The sequence below is a fragment of the Croceibacterium segetis genome (assembly GCF_011320115.1).
GTDB lineage: Bacteria > Pseudomonadota > Alphaproteobacteria > Sphingomonadales > Sphingomonadaceae > Croceibacterium_B > Croceibacterium_B segetis.
This window is the reverse complement of record NZ_JAANOZ010000003.1, coordinates 333,275-349,457: the sequence shown is the minus strand read 5'-3', so window position 1 is coordinate 349,457 and position 16,183 is coordinate 333,275. Positions and strand designations below refer to the sequence as shown.

The 16,183-nt window shown below is 67.2% G+C and carries 16 protein-coding genes; 3 read left to right on the top strand and 13 right to left on the bottom strand.

Annotated features, from left to right (window positions below):
• Window positions 1-1,293, top strand: a 1,293-nt coding sequence (gene lepA / locus G7B69_RS05450) for a translation elongation factor 4 (protein ID WP_166176878.1), incomplete at its 5' end; no start/stop codon positions are given.
• Window positions 1,294-1,641: 348 nt separating this feature from the next.
• Here the strand turns inward: lepA and G7B69_RS05440 are convergent.
• From G7B69_RS05440 to G7B69_RS05430, 3 genes are all read right to left on the bottom strand, one after another.
• Complete coding sequence (locus G7B69_RS05440; protein WP_166176933.1) at window positions 1,642-2,280, bottom strand: ATP-binding protein; 639 nt, start codon at window positions 2,278-2,280, stop codon at window positions 1,642-1,644.
• A 207-nt stretch (window positions 2,281-2,487) separates the two neighbouring features.
• Window positions 2,488-3,345, bottom strand: coding sequence for a hypothetical protein (locus tag G7B69_RS05435; protein ID WP_166176876.1), 858 nt, complete (start codon window positions 3,343-3,345; stop codon window positions 2,488-2,490).
• Window positions 3,346-3,458: 113 nt separating this feature from the next.
• Entirely contained in the window at window positions 3,459-4,484 is a 1,026-nt protein-coding gene (locus G7B69_RS05430; RefSeq protein WP_166176874.1) for an ArsR family transcriptional regulator, read from the bottom strand.
• 117 nt (window positions 4,485-4,601) lie between these two features.
• On the opposite strand from G7B69_RS05430, the gene G7B69_RS05425 reads away from it, so the two are divergent.
• Window positions 4,602-5,510: a CmcJ/NvfI family oxidoreductase gene (locus tag G7B69_RS05425; RefSeq protein WP_166176872.1), complete on the top strand. Its 909-nt coding sequence runs from the start codon at window positions 4,602-4,604 to the stop codon at window positions 5,508-5,510.
• A gap of 355 nt (window positions 5,511-5,865) precedes the next feature.
• On the opposite strand, the gene G7B69_RS05420 is transcribed toward G7B69_RS05425, so the two are convergent.
• From G7B69_RS05420 to G7B69_RS05385, 8 genes are all read right to left on the bottom strand, one after another.
• On the bottom strand, window positions 5,866-7,950 hold the full coding sequence (locus G7B69_RS05420; protein WP_166176870.1) for a TonB-dependent receptor: 2,085 nt from the start codon (window positions 7,948-7,950) through the stop codon (window positions 5,866-5,868).
• 109 nt (window positions 7,951-8,059) lie between these two features.
• Window positions 8,060-8,467 carry a hypothetical protein gene (locus tag G7B69_RS05415; protein ID WP_166176868.1) on the bottom strand — a complete coding sequence of 136 codons (408 nt, stop codon included), beginning with the start codon at window positions 8,465-8,467 and terminating at the stop codon, window positions 8,060-8,062.
• 68 nt (window positions 8,468-8,535) lie between these two features.
• Window positions 8,536-9,231 (bottom strand): hypothetical protein, encoded by a 696-nt coding sequence (locus tag G7B69_RS05410; RefSeq protein ID WP_207785954.1) that lies wholly within the window; start codon window positions 9,229-9,231, stop codon window positions 8,536-8,538.
• Window positions 9,228-9,947, bottom strand: coding sequence for a HupE/UreJ family protein (locus G7B69_RS05405; RefSeq protein ID WP_166176866.1), 720 nt, complete (start codon window positions 9,945-9,947; stop codon window positions 9,228-9,230). Before G7B69_RS05405 ends, G7B69_RS05410 begins: the two co-directional genes overlap by 4 nt.
• Window positions 9,919-10,635, bottom strand: a complete 717-nt coding sequence (locus G7B69_RS05400) for a superoxide dismutase (protein ID WP_166176864.1) — start codon at window positions 10,633-10,635, stop codon at window positions 9,919-9,921. The genes G7B69_RS05405 and G7B69_RS05400 overlap by 29 nt, the downstream gene beginning before the upstream one ends.
• 13 nt (window positions 10,636-10,648) lie before the next feature.
• Window positions 10,649-10,999: a DUF3147 family protein gene (locus G7B69_RS05395; RefSeq protein WP_166176862.1), complete on the bottom strand. Its 351-nt coding sequence runs from the start codon at window positions 10,997-10,999 to the stop codon at window positions 10,649-10,651.
• A 2-nt stretch (window positions 11,000-11,001) separates the two neighbouring features.
• Window positions 11,002-11,478, bottom strand: coding sequence for a hypothetical protein (locus G7B69_RS05390; RefSeq protein ID WP_166176860.1), 477 nt, complete (start codon window positions 11,476-11,478; stop codon window positions 11,002-11,004).
• Between the two features lie 147 nt (window positions 11,479-11,625).
• On the bottom strand, window positions 11,626-12,045 hold the full coding sequence (locus tag G7B69_RS05385) for a DUF6152 family protein (RefSeq protein WP_166176858.1): 420 nt from the start codon (window positions 12,043-12,045) through the stop codon (window positions 11,626-11,628).
• A 451-nt stretch (window positions 12,046-12,496) separates the two neighbouring features.
• On the opposite strand from G7B69_RS05385, the gene G7B69_RS05380 reads away from it, so the two are divergent.
• Window positions 12,497-13,141 (top strand): Crp/Fnr family transcriptional regulator, encoded by a 645-nt coding sequence (locus G7B69_RS05380; RefSeq protein WP_166176856.1) that lies wholly within the window; start codon window positions 12,497-12,499, stop codon window positions 13,139-13,141.
• An 81-nt stretch (window positions 13,142-13,222) separates the two neighbouring features.
• Here G7B69_RS05380 and G7B69_RS05375 read toward each other — a convergent pair whose 3' ends face one another.
• The gene (locus tag G7B69_RS05375) at window positions 13,223-15,562 is read right to left on the bottom strand and encodes a bifunctional diguanylate cyclase/phosphodiesterase (RefSeq protein WP_166176854.1); all 2,340 of its coding nucleotides are present in this window, start codon (window positions 15,560-15,562) and stop codon (window positions 13,223-13,225) included.
• Window positions 15,562-16,179: a cupredoxin domain-containing protein gene (locus tag G7B69_RS05370; RefSeq protein ID WP_166176852.1), complete on the bottom strand. Its 618-nt coding sequence runs from the start codon at window positions 16,177-16,179 to the stop codon at window positions 15,562-15,564. Before G7B69_RS05370 ends, G7B69_RS05375 begins: the two co-directional genes overlap by 1 nt.
• Between the last annotated feature and the right edge of the window lie 4 nt (window positions 16,180-16,183).

Sequence of the window (16,183 nt, the reverse complement as noted above, 5' to 3'; positions counted from 1 at the left end):
CTCGAGGCCATCGTCAAAAAGATCCCGCCCCCCAAAGGCGACCGCGCCGCCCCCCTCCGCGCCCTGCTGGTCGACTCCTGGTACGACCCCTACCTCGGCGTCGTCATCCTCGTCCGCGTCCTCGACGGCGTCCTCCGCAAGGGCCTCGCCGTCAAGTTCATGCAGGGCGGCACCGAGCACCTCGTCGACCGCGTCGGCGCCTTCACCCCCAAGCGCATCGAGCTGCCCGAGCTCGGCCCCGGCGAGATCGGCTTCATCACCGCGCAGATCAAGGAAGTCGAGCAGGCCCGCGTCGGCGACACCATCACCACCGTCAAGGCCGGCGCCACCCAGGCGCTCCCCGGCTACCGCGAGCCGCAGGCGGTGGTCTTCTGCGGCCTGTTCCCGGTCGACGCGGCGGACTTCGAGAAGCTGCGCGAATCGATCGCCCGCCTGCGCCTCAACGACGCCAGCTTCAGCTACGAGATGGAGACCAGCGCCGCGCTCGGCTTCGGCTTCCGCTGCGGCTTCCTCGGCCTCCTCCACCTCGAGATCATCCAGGAGCGCCTGACCCGCGAATACGACCTCGACCTGATCACCACCGCGCCGAGCGTGGTCTACCGCATCGTCCTGCGCGCCTCCCGCACCGACGAGGCGGGCACGATCATGCTGCACAACCCGGCCGACTACCCCGACCCCAGCCGGATCGAGTCGATCGAGGAGCCGTGGATCAAGGCGACGATCTACACGCCGGACGAATACCTCGGCTCGATCCTCAAGCTGTGCCAGGACCGGCGCGGCATCCAGCGCGACCTGACCTACGTCGGCGGCCGCGCGCAAGTGACTTACGAGCTGCCGCTGAACGAGGTGGTGTTCGATTTCTACGACCGCCTGAAATCGATCAGCCGCGGCTACGCCAGCTTCGATTACGAGCAGATCGGCCTGCGCGAAGGCGACCTCGTCAAGATGACCATCCTGGTCAACAACGAGCCGGTCGACGCGCTCAGCATGATCGTCCACCGCGCGGTCGCCGAGGAACGCGGCCGCGGCATGTGCGAGCGCCTGAAAGACCTGATCCCGCGCCACCTGTTCAAGATCCCGATCCAGGCCGCGATCGGCGGCAAGGTGATCGCCCGCGAGACGATCAACGCGCTGAGGAAGGACGTCACCGCGAAGTGCTACGGCGGGGATATCACGCGCAAGAAGAAGCTGTTGGAGAAGCAGAAGAAGGGTAAGGCAAGGATGCGGGAGTACGGGAACGTGTCGATCCCGCAGGAGGCTTTCATCGCCGCGCTACGCATGGGCGAAGAATGAGCTTAGTCCGACAGTCGTCCTGGACATCGAAATCCAGGTATGAGATAGCTCTATAATGGGGCCGAAATATACCCTTCGAGCGGCGGATTGGGGAGTGCCTCAACGTCGGCCGCGCTTCGTCCTTATTGCAGCTCAGAACGGAGCGCTGCCGGGAATCGACCCTATCGAACGCATGCGCGTGGGCAGGCGAGCGTTCCTCAGTGCGCGGGGCCTAGGTTCCGGCCACACGAGTGCCAGAGACGCGCTTTCCGATCTGGAAGAAGGCGCCTTGGAGCCAAAACCCGATTGCGAATGGGGACATCTCGGTTTCAAAAGGTTGACTCGCTCGGCCCAAGCGACGTCACCATATCAGTTACTTACATGACTTGTTGTGCCAAACGGATCAATCAACTTAGCAAGGTCTCGGCGCAGTCTGTGGATCGCTTCCGCATCCCAGTTCTGTCGCGTGTCCTTAATAACGAGCACAGTTCCGTGATCTGTTGGAGACGGCGCGTTATAGACTTTAGGAAATTCTCCAACTGTCCCGAGGTCAACAGTGATGGTTTGGAATTCGTCAGTACTATCCTGTTCGAACAGTCGCCAATCAACGTCAAGCTTGACGACTCTTTTGCTCCCCTCTGCCTTGCTGTACAGCGCAAGCCGTTCCCCAAGCGTGTCGCAAGCGAATCGCCCGATGCCTTTGCTCCCTGCGAATTGCCCTGCAGGTTTAATCTTGTCGCGGTAATTGTCAGGAGTAGCGAGCGCCTTTTCGGAATAGGCGACAAACAACCATTTGTCTCGAACGTCTGCCGCAGTCATGCCGCGTCCATCATCAACTAGGGTAATGGTTCTCTGGTCAGGATCGAACTCAATGTCGACCCGTGTAGCTCCGGCATCGAACGAGTTTTTCACCAATTCAAATATGGCTATGAACTCGTTTGTGACCAGATCGCGACCAATGATGTCCTTAAGGTGCGAGCTGATTCGGAAGGATTCTTGTGCGGTCATCGGCACGGCTTATCGCATTTTCTTCTGACAGCGAATAACTGCGAGGATCAGTCTGCTCATTTGCGCCCTCAAACGCCGGGCGCCGGGCATCCACCCGGCTTGGGTAGGCCTTCGGCCAGCTTCGCTTCTCTCGCAAAAGCTCGGACGGCCGCGCAGTTGTCCTTTGGACGTCACCGCTTTCGGCTCCGACTCCGGCCTTGCGGGATGCTAGTCGCATCCCGGGTCTTCCCGACCCTCCTCGTCGGACGTGGGTTCAGAAGTCTCACCGTTATCCGGCCTGTCCAGCTCCGGGCACGTCACCTCATCCCCGATGCCGCAGACCTCGCCGAGCAGCCTGGCGCGCGAGCGGCCGTCGCCGGCGAAGACTTCGGTGTATTCGGCCTCGGCGGCGGCGAGTTCGGCTTCGATGGCGTCGCCCGGCTCCATCCAGCGGCAGCCTTCGATCCTTTCGAGGCGGCGGAAGTGGACGTAGGCGGCGCGGGTGCGCGGGCCGAGGCGGCTCCACCACTTCAGGTGCATCGCCGCGATCTGCTCGACGAAGTCGGCCATCCCGCCGGCGGCCTCGGCCTCCGCGCGGTCGCGTTCGGCCTGCCATTCCTTCCTCGCCCGCTCGAGCTCCATCCGGCCGACGGCGTTGAGGGCGCGCGGGCCCTCGGCGCCGGCGAACCGTTCGGGGGCGCGGTTGCGGAGCATGAACATCAGCAGGCGGTCGTTGTAGACCGTGCGCGTGCCGACCAGCTTGCCGTAGGAATAGACCGGTACCTCGACCCCGTTGAGCGCGCGGTCCATCGCCACGTCCTCGATGCGCTGGATGCCGTGGGCGAGGGCGGCCTGCCACGCGGCGGCGAACTCGGCGCCCTCGGGGTGGCGGCGCAGCTGGTAGGCGCCGGTGGTGGTGCGGCCGACCGCGCGGCAGGCGGAATCGACGCTGCCGGTGTCGGCCAGCGCCTCGATGAAGGCGAGCTGGACTTCGGGCTTCCAGCCGTTCGCGCGGTCCTTGAGGCGCGCGACGGGGGTGAAGGCGATGAGGTTGCGGGCGGGCTCGATCGGGGCTTGATCGGTCATTGGGGGCGAATCCTTCCGGATGAGTCGGATTCGCTCCCTTGAACCATATAGGTTCGTGTAGGAAAGGGGGAATTTTGTGTTCCGCACGCGCATCCGCGCGCGCGGTCTGCGCGCTAGGGTTTTCGGGCGCTCACCAGGCTGTAATACCCGCCGCCGGTGCGCTGGGCGCTGACCTCGGTGAAGCCGGCGCTCTCGAGGATGTCGCGGAACTCGGCGAGGGAGTACTGCTTGCCGAGCGTGCCGACGAGCATTAGCAGGCTGAACGCGGCGGCCTGGAAGGGGCCGGTGTAGTCGTCGTCCATGAGGATCTCGTTGAGGAAGATCCGCCCGCCGGAGGGGAGCGCCTCGAAGCTGCGCCGGGCGAGGTCGCGGCAGGTTTCGTCGGACCAGTCGTGGAACACGTTGGAGAAGAAGTGCCCGTCGGGGCCGCTCGGCCAGGCCTCGGTGAACATGTTGACCCCGGCGGTCGAGACCTGCGCGCCGACCTGGTAGCGATCGACGTACTTCTGCGCCTCGGCGGCGACTTCCTTGAGGTCCATCAGCACGACCTTGAGGGCGGGGTGGGCGCGGGCGATCTCGATGCCGTAGACGCCCGAGCCGCAGCCGACGTCCATCAGGCACTCGAGCTCGCCGAACACCGGCTGCCGCGCCGCGCCGAGGGCCGGGGCCTGGCTGTGGGCGTGCATGAACTGGCAGATGTTGGCGGCGACTTCCGGCGCCATCGTCCCCTGCTCCCAGCCGACCGGGCGCTCGTCGACCCCGGCGCCCGGCCGCTTGCCGGTGCGCAGCGATTCGACGAGGCGGCCGCGGAGGTGCTCGTTGCGGTCGATGCTGCCGAGGAAGTGGCCCCAGAAGCCGGTCGCCTCGGGGTGCAGCCAGGTCCGCGCGAGGTGCGTCGCGCGCCACTCGCCGAGCCGCTTCTCGACGAAGCCGTCGGCGCTGAGCGCGGCGAGGTGCATCGCCAGCGCGCGGGCATCGACGCCGAGCTTCTTGGCCAGCGCCTCGGTGGTGTAGGCGCCTTCGCTCAGCGCCTCGAACGTGCCGACCTCGAGGTTGGCGTTGAGAATCGGCAGGCGGAACTGGCTGAGCCAGGCGTCCCAGATGGCGGTGTCGTCGATCGTCGGCGGCAGTGCGCCCATGTTACCCTCCCGAATGTTCGTTGCTTTTGTCCGGAATAGCGAGCGGGCTTGCCCCGCGCCAGTGCCCCGTGGCAGTAATCGTAACGAACGATAGAATCACGATCCGGAGAGAGCCCCATGGCCACCGCCGCCGCCCCCGACATCGAAGACACCGCGCGTTCCGTCCGCGCGAAGATCCGCTTCGTCGACCCGGGCGATTTCGTCACCCGGCGCTACGTCAGCCAGGGCGCCGAGATCAACACCGGGACCTACTCCGACCACGAGATGGTCATCCGCGACGGGTCGCCGATCCGCGATCATTTCGACCTCGACGTGCACGGCTTCATGATCGCCCGCCTGCCGAGCGCGGTCACCGACTTTCACGACAAGGACATGGTCGAACGCCTCTACGAGCGCGAGGTCGAGCGCCACGTGGCCGAGCTCACCGGCGCCGACAAGGTCATCGCCCGCGGGTGGATGATCCGCACCAGCGCCGACCTCAGCGAGCGGGCGAAGCAGAAGGCCGAAGGCTACACCCACTCCGGCGGGATTCAGCCCCCGGCCGGCGAGGCCCACGTCGACACCAACACCCCCACCGCGCAGATGATGGCCAGGGCGACTTACGAGAAGCACTTCCCGGACGGTCCGGGCTTCAAGCGCTTCCTCGTCAGCAGCTTCTGGCGCACCTTCTCGCCGCCGCCGCAGGACGTGCCGCTGGCGCTGTGCGACGGGCGCACCAGCTTCGGCGGCGAGGAGAAGTCCAACACCCTGTTCATCGTCGACGAGTTCCCCACCGGCAGCGCGCTCACCGCCCCGGTCGCGGGCGAGGACAAGATGATCGCCGCGACCATCTTCAGCTACAACCCCGCCATGCGCTGGTGGTACTTCTCGAACATGCGCGCCGACGACGTGCTGCTGTTCAAGTTCCACGACAGGGACCACAGCAAGACCTGGCGCTGCCCGCACACCGCGTTCCACGATACCAGCTTTCCGAACGCCCGAATCCGCGAAAGCATCGAGTGCCGGAGCGTGGCGTTCTGGGAGTGAGGTGAGTTGCGGCCGTCAGGCCGCCATCAGCAACTCGATGCGCTTTAACTCCTGGAAGAACTGGAAGCAAAGCTGATCGCGCTCGTCATCGGGCAACCAGCGGCTCATCTGCGGAAACACGACTTTGTTGTAGCGATAGGTCCGTTCGTCCCACAGCGCCCCTTCGGTTACCGCGCGGGCGGAGGCAAGTATTTCGGCCAGGTCTTCGCGTACCTCGTCGAGGCTGGGTTCGAAGCTGACCGAGCTAGAACCATCGCCGAGGTCGAAGCCAAAAGTCCTTCATGTCGCCCGGCAGAAATGGCAGGCCGTCGCCGGCTCGAGCGATCCGCGCTGCCTCAGCTGAGTCCGCGGCCGATCACACCTTCAGGTTGAGCGTCAGCCGCACGTCGCGGCCCGCCAGCGGGGCGTAGTCCTTGAGCAGGCTGGTGCTGCGGCGCGCGGCGACGTCGAACAGGTTGTTGGCCGCGAGCGACAGCGTCAGGTCGGGGCGGTCGGCGAACGGGTGCCAGTCGGCGCTGGCGTTAACCAGCGTGAAGCCGGCCGTCGGCAGCTCGAGCGGCGCGGTGCTCCGCTGGGCGAAGTCGTGCTCGAGTTCCACCCGCCCGGCGATCGCGCCGCGGCTTGCCGACACCGCACCCTTGAGCCGCAGCGGCGGGATCAGCGGCGCCGGGCCGAAATTGCGGATGCGTACTCTCGTGGCGTCGGCCTGGCCCTCGATGCCCCACTTGAGGCCCGCGGCTTCGCCGAGGTCGGCGTCCGCCGAAACCTCGAAACCGGTGTAGTTCGCGCGGCCCTGGCGAGAGGCATAGACCGGCAAGTCGTCGCGCACCTCTCCGGTCGGCGCCTGGTAGAGGAAGTTCGAGAAGTGGCTGCCGTAGGCGGTCGCGCTCAGGTTGAAGCCGTCGCCGGCATGGCTGATCGTCGCCTCGAAGCCGAGGCTCTTCTCGGGCGACAGGTCGGGATCGCCGAGCTCGAAGCTGGCGTTGCCGCCGTGCGGCCCGTCGGCGAACAGCTCGTCCGCCGACGGCGCGCGCATCGAGCGGGCGAGATTGAGCCCAAGGCGCCAACCCGCGGCGACCTCGTAGCTGCCGCCGAGCGAGCCCGAGAAGGTGGAGAACGAGCGCTCGAGAGCGGGATTGCCGACCACCGCGCTGGCGTCTGCCGACAGGTCGGTATGTTCGAACCGTCCGCCGGCCTCGAGCTTGAACGGGCCGCTGTGAAAATGCTGCAGCGAGAACAGGCCGAGCGTCCGGTTCTCGACCGGCGGGAGGTACTGCTCGTCGCCGTCGATATGTTGCCGCACGTCGAGGAACTGCACGCCGGTCTGGCCGTCCCAGCCGCCGCGGTCACGCTGGACCAGGTCGGCGCGTGCTTCGCCGCCTTTCGAGAACACCGAGCTGCCGATCGCGCCGTCGTCGCCGACCTCGTCGTGGTGATAATCCGAGTAGGCGCCGCGCAGCTTGATCCGTTCGAACGGGCCGGGGAGGCCGAATTCGGCGCGCGCGTCGTAGCGCGTCTGGTGGACGTCGATGTGCGTCCTTTCGGCCTCGATCGCCGGATCGAGCGAATAGCGCACCGGCACACCGTAGAACGCCGTGCGATGCGCCACCGAGAAGCCGAGGTTGCTGTTGCCGTCGATCCAGGCCAGCGCGCCCGCCGCTTCGAAAGTGCGCCCGTCGCTGTTGGGCAAGTCGCCCTTGAGATCGGCGAGGGCGCGGACCTGGGCGTCGGCGCTCGCCGCCGCTTCATCGCGCAAGGGCTTCGAGAGAATGAAGCCGCCGGTGCGGAGATCGTCGTTGTGGGTGTATCCGGCATCGGCGTGAGCGACGAAATGGCCGCCGAGGGGCACGTCGGCCTCGCCGCTGGCGAGCACTTCGCTCGCCGCGGTGGCGAAGCCGCCTGTCGCCTGCAGCGCTACCGGCCCATCGGGCATCCGCCGGGGAATGCGCGAATCGATGACGTTGACCACACCGCCGACGGCCGACGAACCGTAGAGCAGGGCCGCCGGGCCATGCAGGACTTCGATGTTTTCGGCCGTGAGCGGGTTGATCGCCACCGCGTGGTCGCTGCTCGACGCCGAGACGTCGAGCGAGCCGATGCCGTCGGTGAGGATCAGCAGGCGCTCGCCCGCAAGCCCGCGCAGCACGGGCCGCGCGACGTTGGGGCCCGAGCCGGAGGTCGAGACACCGGGCTGCTTGGCGAGCGTCTCGCCGATCGTCGGGCGCACGTCGCGGATCAGGCTGTCGCCGCCGAGCACGGTGACGTTGCCGAGAATGTCGTCGCGGCGCACGCGGGTGCCGGTGACGACGATCGCCGGGCTGTCCGCGGCGGGAGCGGCCGCGGTCTCGGCGGCGGGCGCGGGCGCGGCTTGCTCCTGGGCGAAAGCGGGATGGGGAAGGAGCGCGGCCGCGGCCACGCTGGAAATGAGAACAGAACGCATGAACTTGCTCCGAAGATAGACTCGCCGGCCGGAGGCGCGGGGGCGCGATCGGGCCTGGTGCGAAGCGGCGTCCGGCTATCGGACGGGCGGCTTCGCTGCGGATCGGGAGCTATTGCGGAGGTGCGCGGCTCAGCCAGCCGAACGCCGGCGCAGGAAGGCCGAAGGCGGCCAGTCGCGCCGTGAAGAGCCACGGGGCCGCAGCCGGCGGCGGCGGGAGGATCGTGGCCGTGGGCAGGAGGTACGCTCCCGCCAGGGCCGCTTCATGACACAGCGGACAATCCGCGGCGGGATCGCCCCTGGCCGGCTTCGAGAGCTGCGCGGATGGTTCGCCCGATGTCGCCTGCCGGCTGGACGTTCCGGCGAAATGGAGGTGACTTTGGATCAGGGTGCCCTGCACCAGAACGCAGGCCAGCAGCAGGAGGGCGAAGAGCCGCGGCCAGGTCGGCGTGAAGGCGAGGTGGCCGCCACTCGGCAACCACGGCGCCATTCGCCCGCCGGACCTGATCTTGAATGTCATCGCACGCTCACTGCCGCGAACCACCGCGCGGTTCGCCGGGGCGCGTGTTACAGCATATCATTGCCCGGTCAAGGGCGTGCGGGCGGCTCGAGGGTACGCGGGTGCTCGCCCGCCTGGTCGAAGGTGACCGCGCCGGCGAAGGCGCCCGTGGCGTCGATCGAAACGGTGACGGGGTTCAGCGTCTGGTTCTGCCAGAACCACCCGTGAATGCCGGTGAACGGCGCCACATAGACCGCCGTTTGCGAAGGCGCGTCGGTGATGGCGAAGCTCTCGGTCGCGTCGTTGCCGCCCTGGTCGGGGACCGAGTGCATGTCGTAGTGAAGCGGAACCGGCGCGTGCCACGAGAAGACCATCGGCTGCCCCTGGGCGAGCTTATACTTCATCTCGATGCTGTCGTAGGGCAGCAGCTCGTATTGCCAATGGTCGGAGACGAACTTGGCGCCCGCGGGGACGGCGACGCCCTTGGCCGCGAGCGTTGCCCGCAGGGTAGCCTCGTCCGGTTTGGCGGTGGCATCGAGCGGGAACAGCACGTTGGTCCGCTTGAGCCCGCGCTCAAGGTAGATGTTCGCGGCGGGGCCCTTCTGCGCGAGGCCGACGAGGCCGGTCCTGCTGCCGAAACCGGTGAGGTCGATGCCCAGCTCGGCGGGCAGGATGAAGAACACCATCGCCACCGTCGCCACGACGATCGCCACGGCCGAGCCGATGGCGGCCTGGCGCGGCGAGGGCAGGGGCACGGTCTGGATCGTGGGCTGCGGATCGGTCATGACGCGAAGTACCCCGCGAGCTGGTAGATCGTCAGCGCCGCGCCTGCGGCGAGCAGCAGCAGGTTGGCACCCCACGCGCCGCGCGCGAAGCTCGGCGTCGCGCGCCAGAAGTTGAGCATCACCACGACGATCGCCAGCACGATCACCTGGCCGGCCTCGACCCCGACGTTGAACGAGATCAGGTTGGCGAGCAGGCCGTTCTTGCCCGCGCCGAGATCCTGCAGCTTGGTCGCCAGACCGAGGCCGTGGAACAGGCCGAACACCAGCACCGCCAGCTTGGTGCTGATGGACAGGCCGATCCGGCGGAAGCCGCCCATGTTCTCGAACGCCTTGTAGACCACCGAGAAGCCGATGATCGCGTCGACGAGGTAGGTGTTGAGCCCGGTGCCGAGCAGCACGCCGAGGATCAGCGTGGTCGAATGGCCGAGGGTGAACAGCGAGACGTAGATGACGATGTCGCGCAGCCGGTAGAGGAAGAAAACCACCCCGATCAGGAACAGGATGTGGTCGATCCCGGTGACCATGTGCTTGGCGCCGAGATAGAAGAACGGCACCGGCGCAGGGCCGTTGATGCTCTGCACGTAAGTCTTGTTGGCTTCCGACAAGTCGTGCGCGATGCCGCTGGCGGAAGCCAGCAGTGCCGCGACGATAAACAGCAGACCGAAGAGACGCAGCAGGCGTTCGGTGTCAGGCAAGCGCGGCGCGATAGCGCGCATCGACGATCTCCCAGTCGAGGTTGGCCAGGACCGCGTCGACGTATTTCGCCGCCTGGGTGCCGTAATCCATGTGATAGGCATGCTCGTACATGTCGAGCGCGATCAGCGGTACGCCGGTGACCGCGCCGTGCATGTGGTCCCACGCCCAGTAGTTGTGCAGCGACCGGGTGTGCCCGTTGTAGGTCAGGATCGCCCAGCCCGAGCCGCCCGCGAGCGACATCGCCGTGCGCTTGAATTCGGCTTCCCAGGCGTCGAACGAACCGAACGCGCCCGTCAGCGCCTGCGCCACGTCGCCGGCCGGCTTGCCGTTGCCGCCGAGGGCGCCGAAGTAGTTCTCGTGCAGCACCACCGAGCCGGTGCGGTGCAGTTCCTCGCGCTTGAGGCCGCTGTAGATCAGCGCCGGGAAGTCCTTGTCCGCCATCGCCGCGGCGAGCTTCTGCTCGACGGTGTTCAGGCCCTTGACCGAACCCTGGTAATTGTTCTGCCAGTGCGAGGTGATCAGCTTCTCGGAGAGGCCAGGCAGCTTGGCCGGATCGAACCTGAGCGGCCTGGGCTGGTGATTGCCGGCAAACGCCGGAACCGGCGCCGGAGCGCCTTGTCCGAAGGCGGGAGCACTTCCCGCCAGCGTTACGGCGGCGGCGCCCGCTCCCGCGGCCAGCATGGCGTCTCTGCGGTTAAGTTCGCTCATCGTTCATCCTCCGTTACAGCCTGACGCCGAGCTTCGGGCCGATCCACACCATCGCCGAATAGAGCACCATCGTCAGCACGCAGCCGAGCGCGAGGGCCAGCCAGAACGCCATGCCCTGGCGCAGCAGCAGCGGGATGAGGAGGAACATCGGCAGGCTCGGCAGCACGAACCAGAAGGTCGCGCCGGCATGTGCCTCGAGCCGGGCGCGATCCTGGGTTTCGTGCCACAGCCAGATCATCGTCAGCACCGAGACCAGCGGCAGCGAAACGATCAGCGCGCCCCACCCGGGCCAGCGTCGCGCCACTTCCGAGGCGACGGCGACGACGATCCCCGAAATCGCGGCTTTGACGAGGAGCTGCAGCACGCTCAGGCGCTGGGGCTCGGCGCCGGCGTCCCGCTGGCCTCGGGGCCGACGGTGGCCGGGTAGACCATGTGGCAAGCGCTGCACACGTTGTACATCGTCCCGCTGACCTCGAAGACCTTGTCGACGTTCTTGTCCTTGGCGGCCTGCTCGGCCTGCTTGCTCACGTCGACCATCGCCTGGCTGAACTTGACCCAGTCGGGGTTGCGTCCCTTGGTGTAAGCGTCGGTCTGCAGCAGCTTGCCGTAGTCCTGCAGGTCGGCCGCGGCCTTGCGAACCTTCTCCCAATCGGCGTCGGTCTGCGGCACGATGTCGCGATTGCCGTTCTCGTCGCTGATGTACTGCACCGCGTCCCAGTAGACCTGCGCGGTCGGCTGCACTTTGTTCTTCATCATTTGCTGGACGGTTTCGGCAGGCGCGGAAGCCCTGCAGCCGGCGAGCAGCGCCGCGATCGTGAAGACGGCGAAGGTCCTGGTGCGCATCTCTCTCTCCTTTTCGCACGACTTAGCCAAGCCGGAGGGCGGGGGCCAGAGAGTTACGGGTTATGCTACGGTTACGGCTCTCGTAACGAAAGAAGCCCGCGGACCGTCGGGTCCGCGGGCTCCTGGGCACCGGGGAAGGAAGGGGGACTAATCCCCGGCGCGTTTCTGGGCGGCGATGACCGCTTCGGTCGTCGGGTTGCCGAGCGACAGCGAACGGCCGCCCGGGAAGCTGATTTCGGCGGCGCTGGCGCGGGTGTCGCCGTCGCGGGCCTGGAAGGCCTGGACGATGATCTTGGTGCCGGCGGGCAGCGAGTTTCTGTTCCAGCCGCGGCGCAGCAGCGCGCTCGGGGCGCCGCCCTCGACGCGCCAGACCTTGCCGTCGCCGGTCTTGATGTGGATCCACGAGTGGGGGTTGACCCACTCGAACTTGACCACCTCGCCTTGCAGCTTGATCGGCTTGTCGCGGTCGAACTCGGCCGCAAACGAATGGTGGGCGAAAGCGGCGCTGCCGCTCGCCAGCGCCGCGGCGGCACCGAGCAGCATCGCACCCCTGGAAATCTTGCGCATTCGAACTCTCCTAACGTCTGTGCCGCTGCGGGTAACAGAGCAACTCTGTTCAGGTTTAGGGATGCCCTCATGAACCGAAGTGGAATTGGCGCGGAGGCCAGCGTTCATCTTGGCGGATAACTCGGGCAGGTCGTTCGCCGGGCCCGAGCGCATCACCGGGGCGGCGGTCCCGCCCGCTGTTCCGCGGCATGCCGGCGTCGTTCGCAATCGTCGGCGAGCAGTCAGGGCGTGCTCCGGGCCTGGCCGGCAGCATAGCATTCCAACCTTAACTCAGGTCAGCCCCCGGCGTATGGTCATTTCGTCCCAGTCGGGAACCCGCCAATCGAGATCGGCATTTCCGAAGGGAACGAACCAGGAGAAAGTTACGCCTACGAGCACGCCATATCTGGAACATCCATTCCGCAATGGACAAGACGCTGCGGCCGACGATCGGGCTCTATTCCGTGCCGCAATGACGTCGCGCAAGAGCATTGCCGCGCGGCAAGATCTGGCCCGCGAAGGCGAGAAGCCCACCGGAATGTACCTGATTCTCGAGGGCTGGGCGATGCGTTGCCGGCAGCGCGCCGACGGATCGCGACAGATCCTCGCCATCCTGCTGCCGGGCGATCTCGCCATCGATCCGCCGCACCGCCCGCTCAACCACGCGATCTGCTCGTTGACGCAAGTTCGCTATGGCCTGATTCCGCACCCCCATTTCGGCGAGGATACCAGCGAACTGCCCGAGTTCATGGCCGCGCTGTGGCGCCGGCAGCTCGAGACGGCGTCGATCCAGCTCGAATGGATCGCCAACAACGGACGCAGCGCCTACGAGCGCATCGCCCATTTCCTGTGCGAGACGTACGCCCGGGCGCGATGTTGTGGGCTGGCCAGCGGCAACGAATGCGAGTTTCCGCTGACCCAGCAGGACCTCGCCAGCGTGACCGGCCTTACCTCGGTCCACGTCAACCGCACGCTCCAGCACATGCGCAAGGACGGCCTGATCGAGCTGCACGGCAAGCGCCTGGTGCTGCTCAAGCCGGACGGCCTGGGCCAGGCGGCCACTTTCGATGCGGCTTATCTGCGCTGGCCGCCGGCGGCGCGGGCCCTCGTCGCCTGATCGGCGACCGCGCCACCGCCAGGGTGTGTCTTCGAGGCGCAACGACAGTCCGCTCGCCGAACCACGCCGTGAACAGGCGCCTCAGGCGGCGGAGCGGTTGCTCAGGTCGAGCTGGAGCAGGCGCGGCACCTCGCTCGCGGGCACCGGCTTGCTGAACAGGAAGCCCTGCACCGTGGTGCAGCCGTGCGCGCGCAGCGCTTCCAGCTGGGCCGCTTCCTCGACCCCTTCGGCGGTGGTTTCCATGTCGAGCGCGGCGGCAAGGTCGGTTATCGCCTTGACCACCGCGCCGGCCTCGTCTTCCTCGAGCAGTTCGATGATGAACGAGCGGTCGATCTTGATCTTGTCGAACGGAAACTTGCGCAAGTAGCTGAGCGACGAGAAGCCGGTGCCGAAATCGTCGAGCGCGATGCGCACGCCGATCTGCTTCAGCCCGTGCAGAATCTCGCGCACGCTGTCGCTGCTTTCGAGGAACAGCGATTCGGTGATCTCGACCTCGAGCCGGTCGGGCGCGAGGCGCGAGGCGGCGAGGGTCTGGAACACCAGGTTGACGATCCCCGGCGTGGCGAACTGGACGGTCGAGAAGTTGACCGCGACGCGAATGTCCTCGGGCCACGTCGCCGCTTCGCGGCAGGCTTCCTTGAGCGCCCATTCGCCGATCGGCACGATCAACCCGGTTTCCTCGGCGATCGGGATGAAGTCGAGCGGGGAGACGAGGCCCCTGGCCGGATGGTTCCAGCGGATCAGCGCCTCGAATGCCGAAAAGCGGTTCTTGGCGAGGTCGAACAAGGGCTGGAAGTAAAGCTCGAACTCGCCTTTGGCGATGGCCCCGTGGAGGTCCATCTCGATCTCGCGGCGAGCCTGCGCGTCGGTATCGAGATCGGCGGTGAAGCGGCGGTGACGGCCGCGGCCGGCGGCCTTCGCGGCGTGCAGCGCCAGGTCGGCGTGCTTGACCAGGTCCTCGGCGACGAGCGTGTCGGCGGGCGCCTCGGCGATGCCGACGCTCGCCCCGGCGCGCATGTAATGGCCGGCGACCGAGGCGGGCTGCTCGAGCCGCTCGATCAGCGCGGCCGCGAGCCGTTCGGCCTCGGCCCCGTCGCCGTCGACCAGCACGCAGAACTCGTCGCCGCCGGTGCGGGCGAGGAAGCGGCCCCCGGCGCCGTCGGCCAGGCGCTGCGCGACCAGCTTGAGCAACTGGTCGCCGACGTGGTCGCCGAGGGTGTCGTTGACGATCTTGAAGTCGTCGAGATCGAGGCACACCACCGACAGCGCGCCGCCGCTCGCGGCGATGCCGGCAAGGCGGCGATCGAGTTCCTCGCGCAGCTGGAGACGGTTGGGCAGGTCCGTCAGCGCGTCATGATAGGCCATGTGGCGAATGCGGTGCTCGCGGCTGACGATTTCCTCCGACATCGCGTTGAAGCTGCCGGTGAGCGAGCCGATCTCGTCGTCGGAGACGACCGGCACGCTCGTTCGCTCGCCTCGCTCGAGTGCCTTGGCGGCCTGTTCGAGGGCGGCGATCGGGCGAACGATGCGCCGTGCCACGCGCACACTGGCGAGCGCGACTGCGGCGAGGCCGACCAGGCCCGCGATGACCACCGCGAGACGCAGCGGGTCGTATTCGGCGAGCGCGTCGGCGATCGAGAAGTTGAGCAGCAGCGCGGTGGTGGCGACGCCCTCTGACGAGCCGAGCGGTCGCGCCAGGACCATGTTGCCGTGCAGCCGGCCCGAGATGTCCGCCGCCTCGCCGTCCGCGTGGGGCTTCATTCGCGCGAGCAGGGCGACGATGCCGTTATCGGTCAGCGGGCGGTTCGAGCCGTCGTAGACCCATTTTCCGGCCTCGGTGCGACGGACGACGGCGGCGCTGACCGGGACAGCCGAGAGCCCGCTCAATTCCCGCATCTCCCCCGCGTCCAGCCGGCGGCCGAGCACCAGCCAGCCGATCAGCGCCGGGGCTTTGATCTCGGCGGCGACCGCCTGGTAGGTCGTGCCATGGAGGCGCAGCGCGCCAGAGTGCCAGCCCGAATCGAGCTCGCCCCAAAGCTCCCCGTCGTAGGGTGAATCCTGGTCCGGGGTCATGCCGACCACGCGGCCGTCGTATTTGACGATGAAGGCGTTGGGCAGGTCGATGCGCCCGGCGATGTTGGTCAGCGCCGAGCGGATGGTGGCGTCCTCGTCGGTGGCAACGGCCTCGCGAAAGCCGAAATCGAGCGCCAGCGGGCGAGCGACGCTTTCGAGTTCGCGCGTGCGCATCGACCAGATGCGATCGATGACCTTCGAGCTCGAGGCGAGCTCGGAACGGACCTGCTCCTCGGCGCTGCGGGCGATCGCCCACTGCAGGCTCGCCGCGACGAGCAGCATGACCAGCCCGACGGTCGCCGAGTAAAGCGCGGTTATCCGCGATTGCAGGGAGCGGAAGCGGATCATCAGTAATCGTGGCTCATCGGCGCGGGTCGGCGCAGCTTGACGGCCACCGGCAGCGAAACGTCGCCGCCGGCCTGCGCGACCACGGTCATGACGTTGCCGGGCGCGCGCAAGTGCGGATGCCACACAAGCACCCTGGCGGCCCCGGCCGGAGCGCCGCGCAGCACCACTCGGCCGTCTTTGCCGGTCTTGGCCGAAAAGGCGGTGTCGACCACCTGGATGAAGGCCTGCATCGTGTCGTGGATGTTGCACCCCAGCGCGACCGTGCCCGGCTTGTCGAAGGTGACCGAGCGCTTCTCCCCCTGGCCGAACAGCTTGAGCTCGAACTTCTTGGTCGGGGAGAACGAATAGACGTGGTGGCGGAACGGATCGAGGTTGGTGAAGTCGACCGTCGAGCCGACCGGGATGACCAGCACGAAGGGCGCGAACATGGTGTTCTTCTGGTTGATCGTGAAATGCCCCGGCGGCGGCGCGCGGCCAGGGGCGTCGAGCGTGACCACCGCGTCCTCGACCGGATGCCCGCCGGCGTCCGTGACGGTGACAGCGATGTCGCGCGCCTGCGCCGCCGCTGACAGCGCGAGTGCGGCAAGTGCGACAACGGTGCGGCCCAGTGCGTTCATGGCG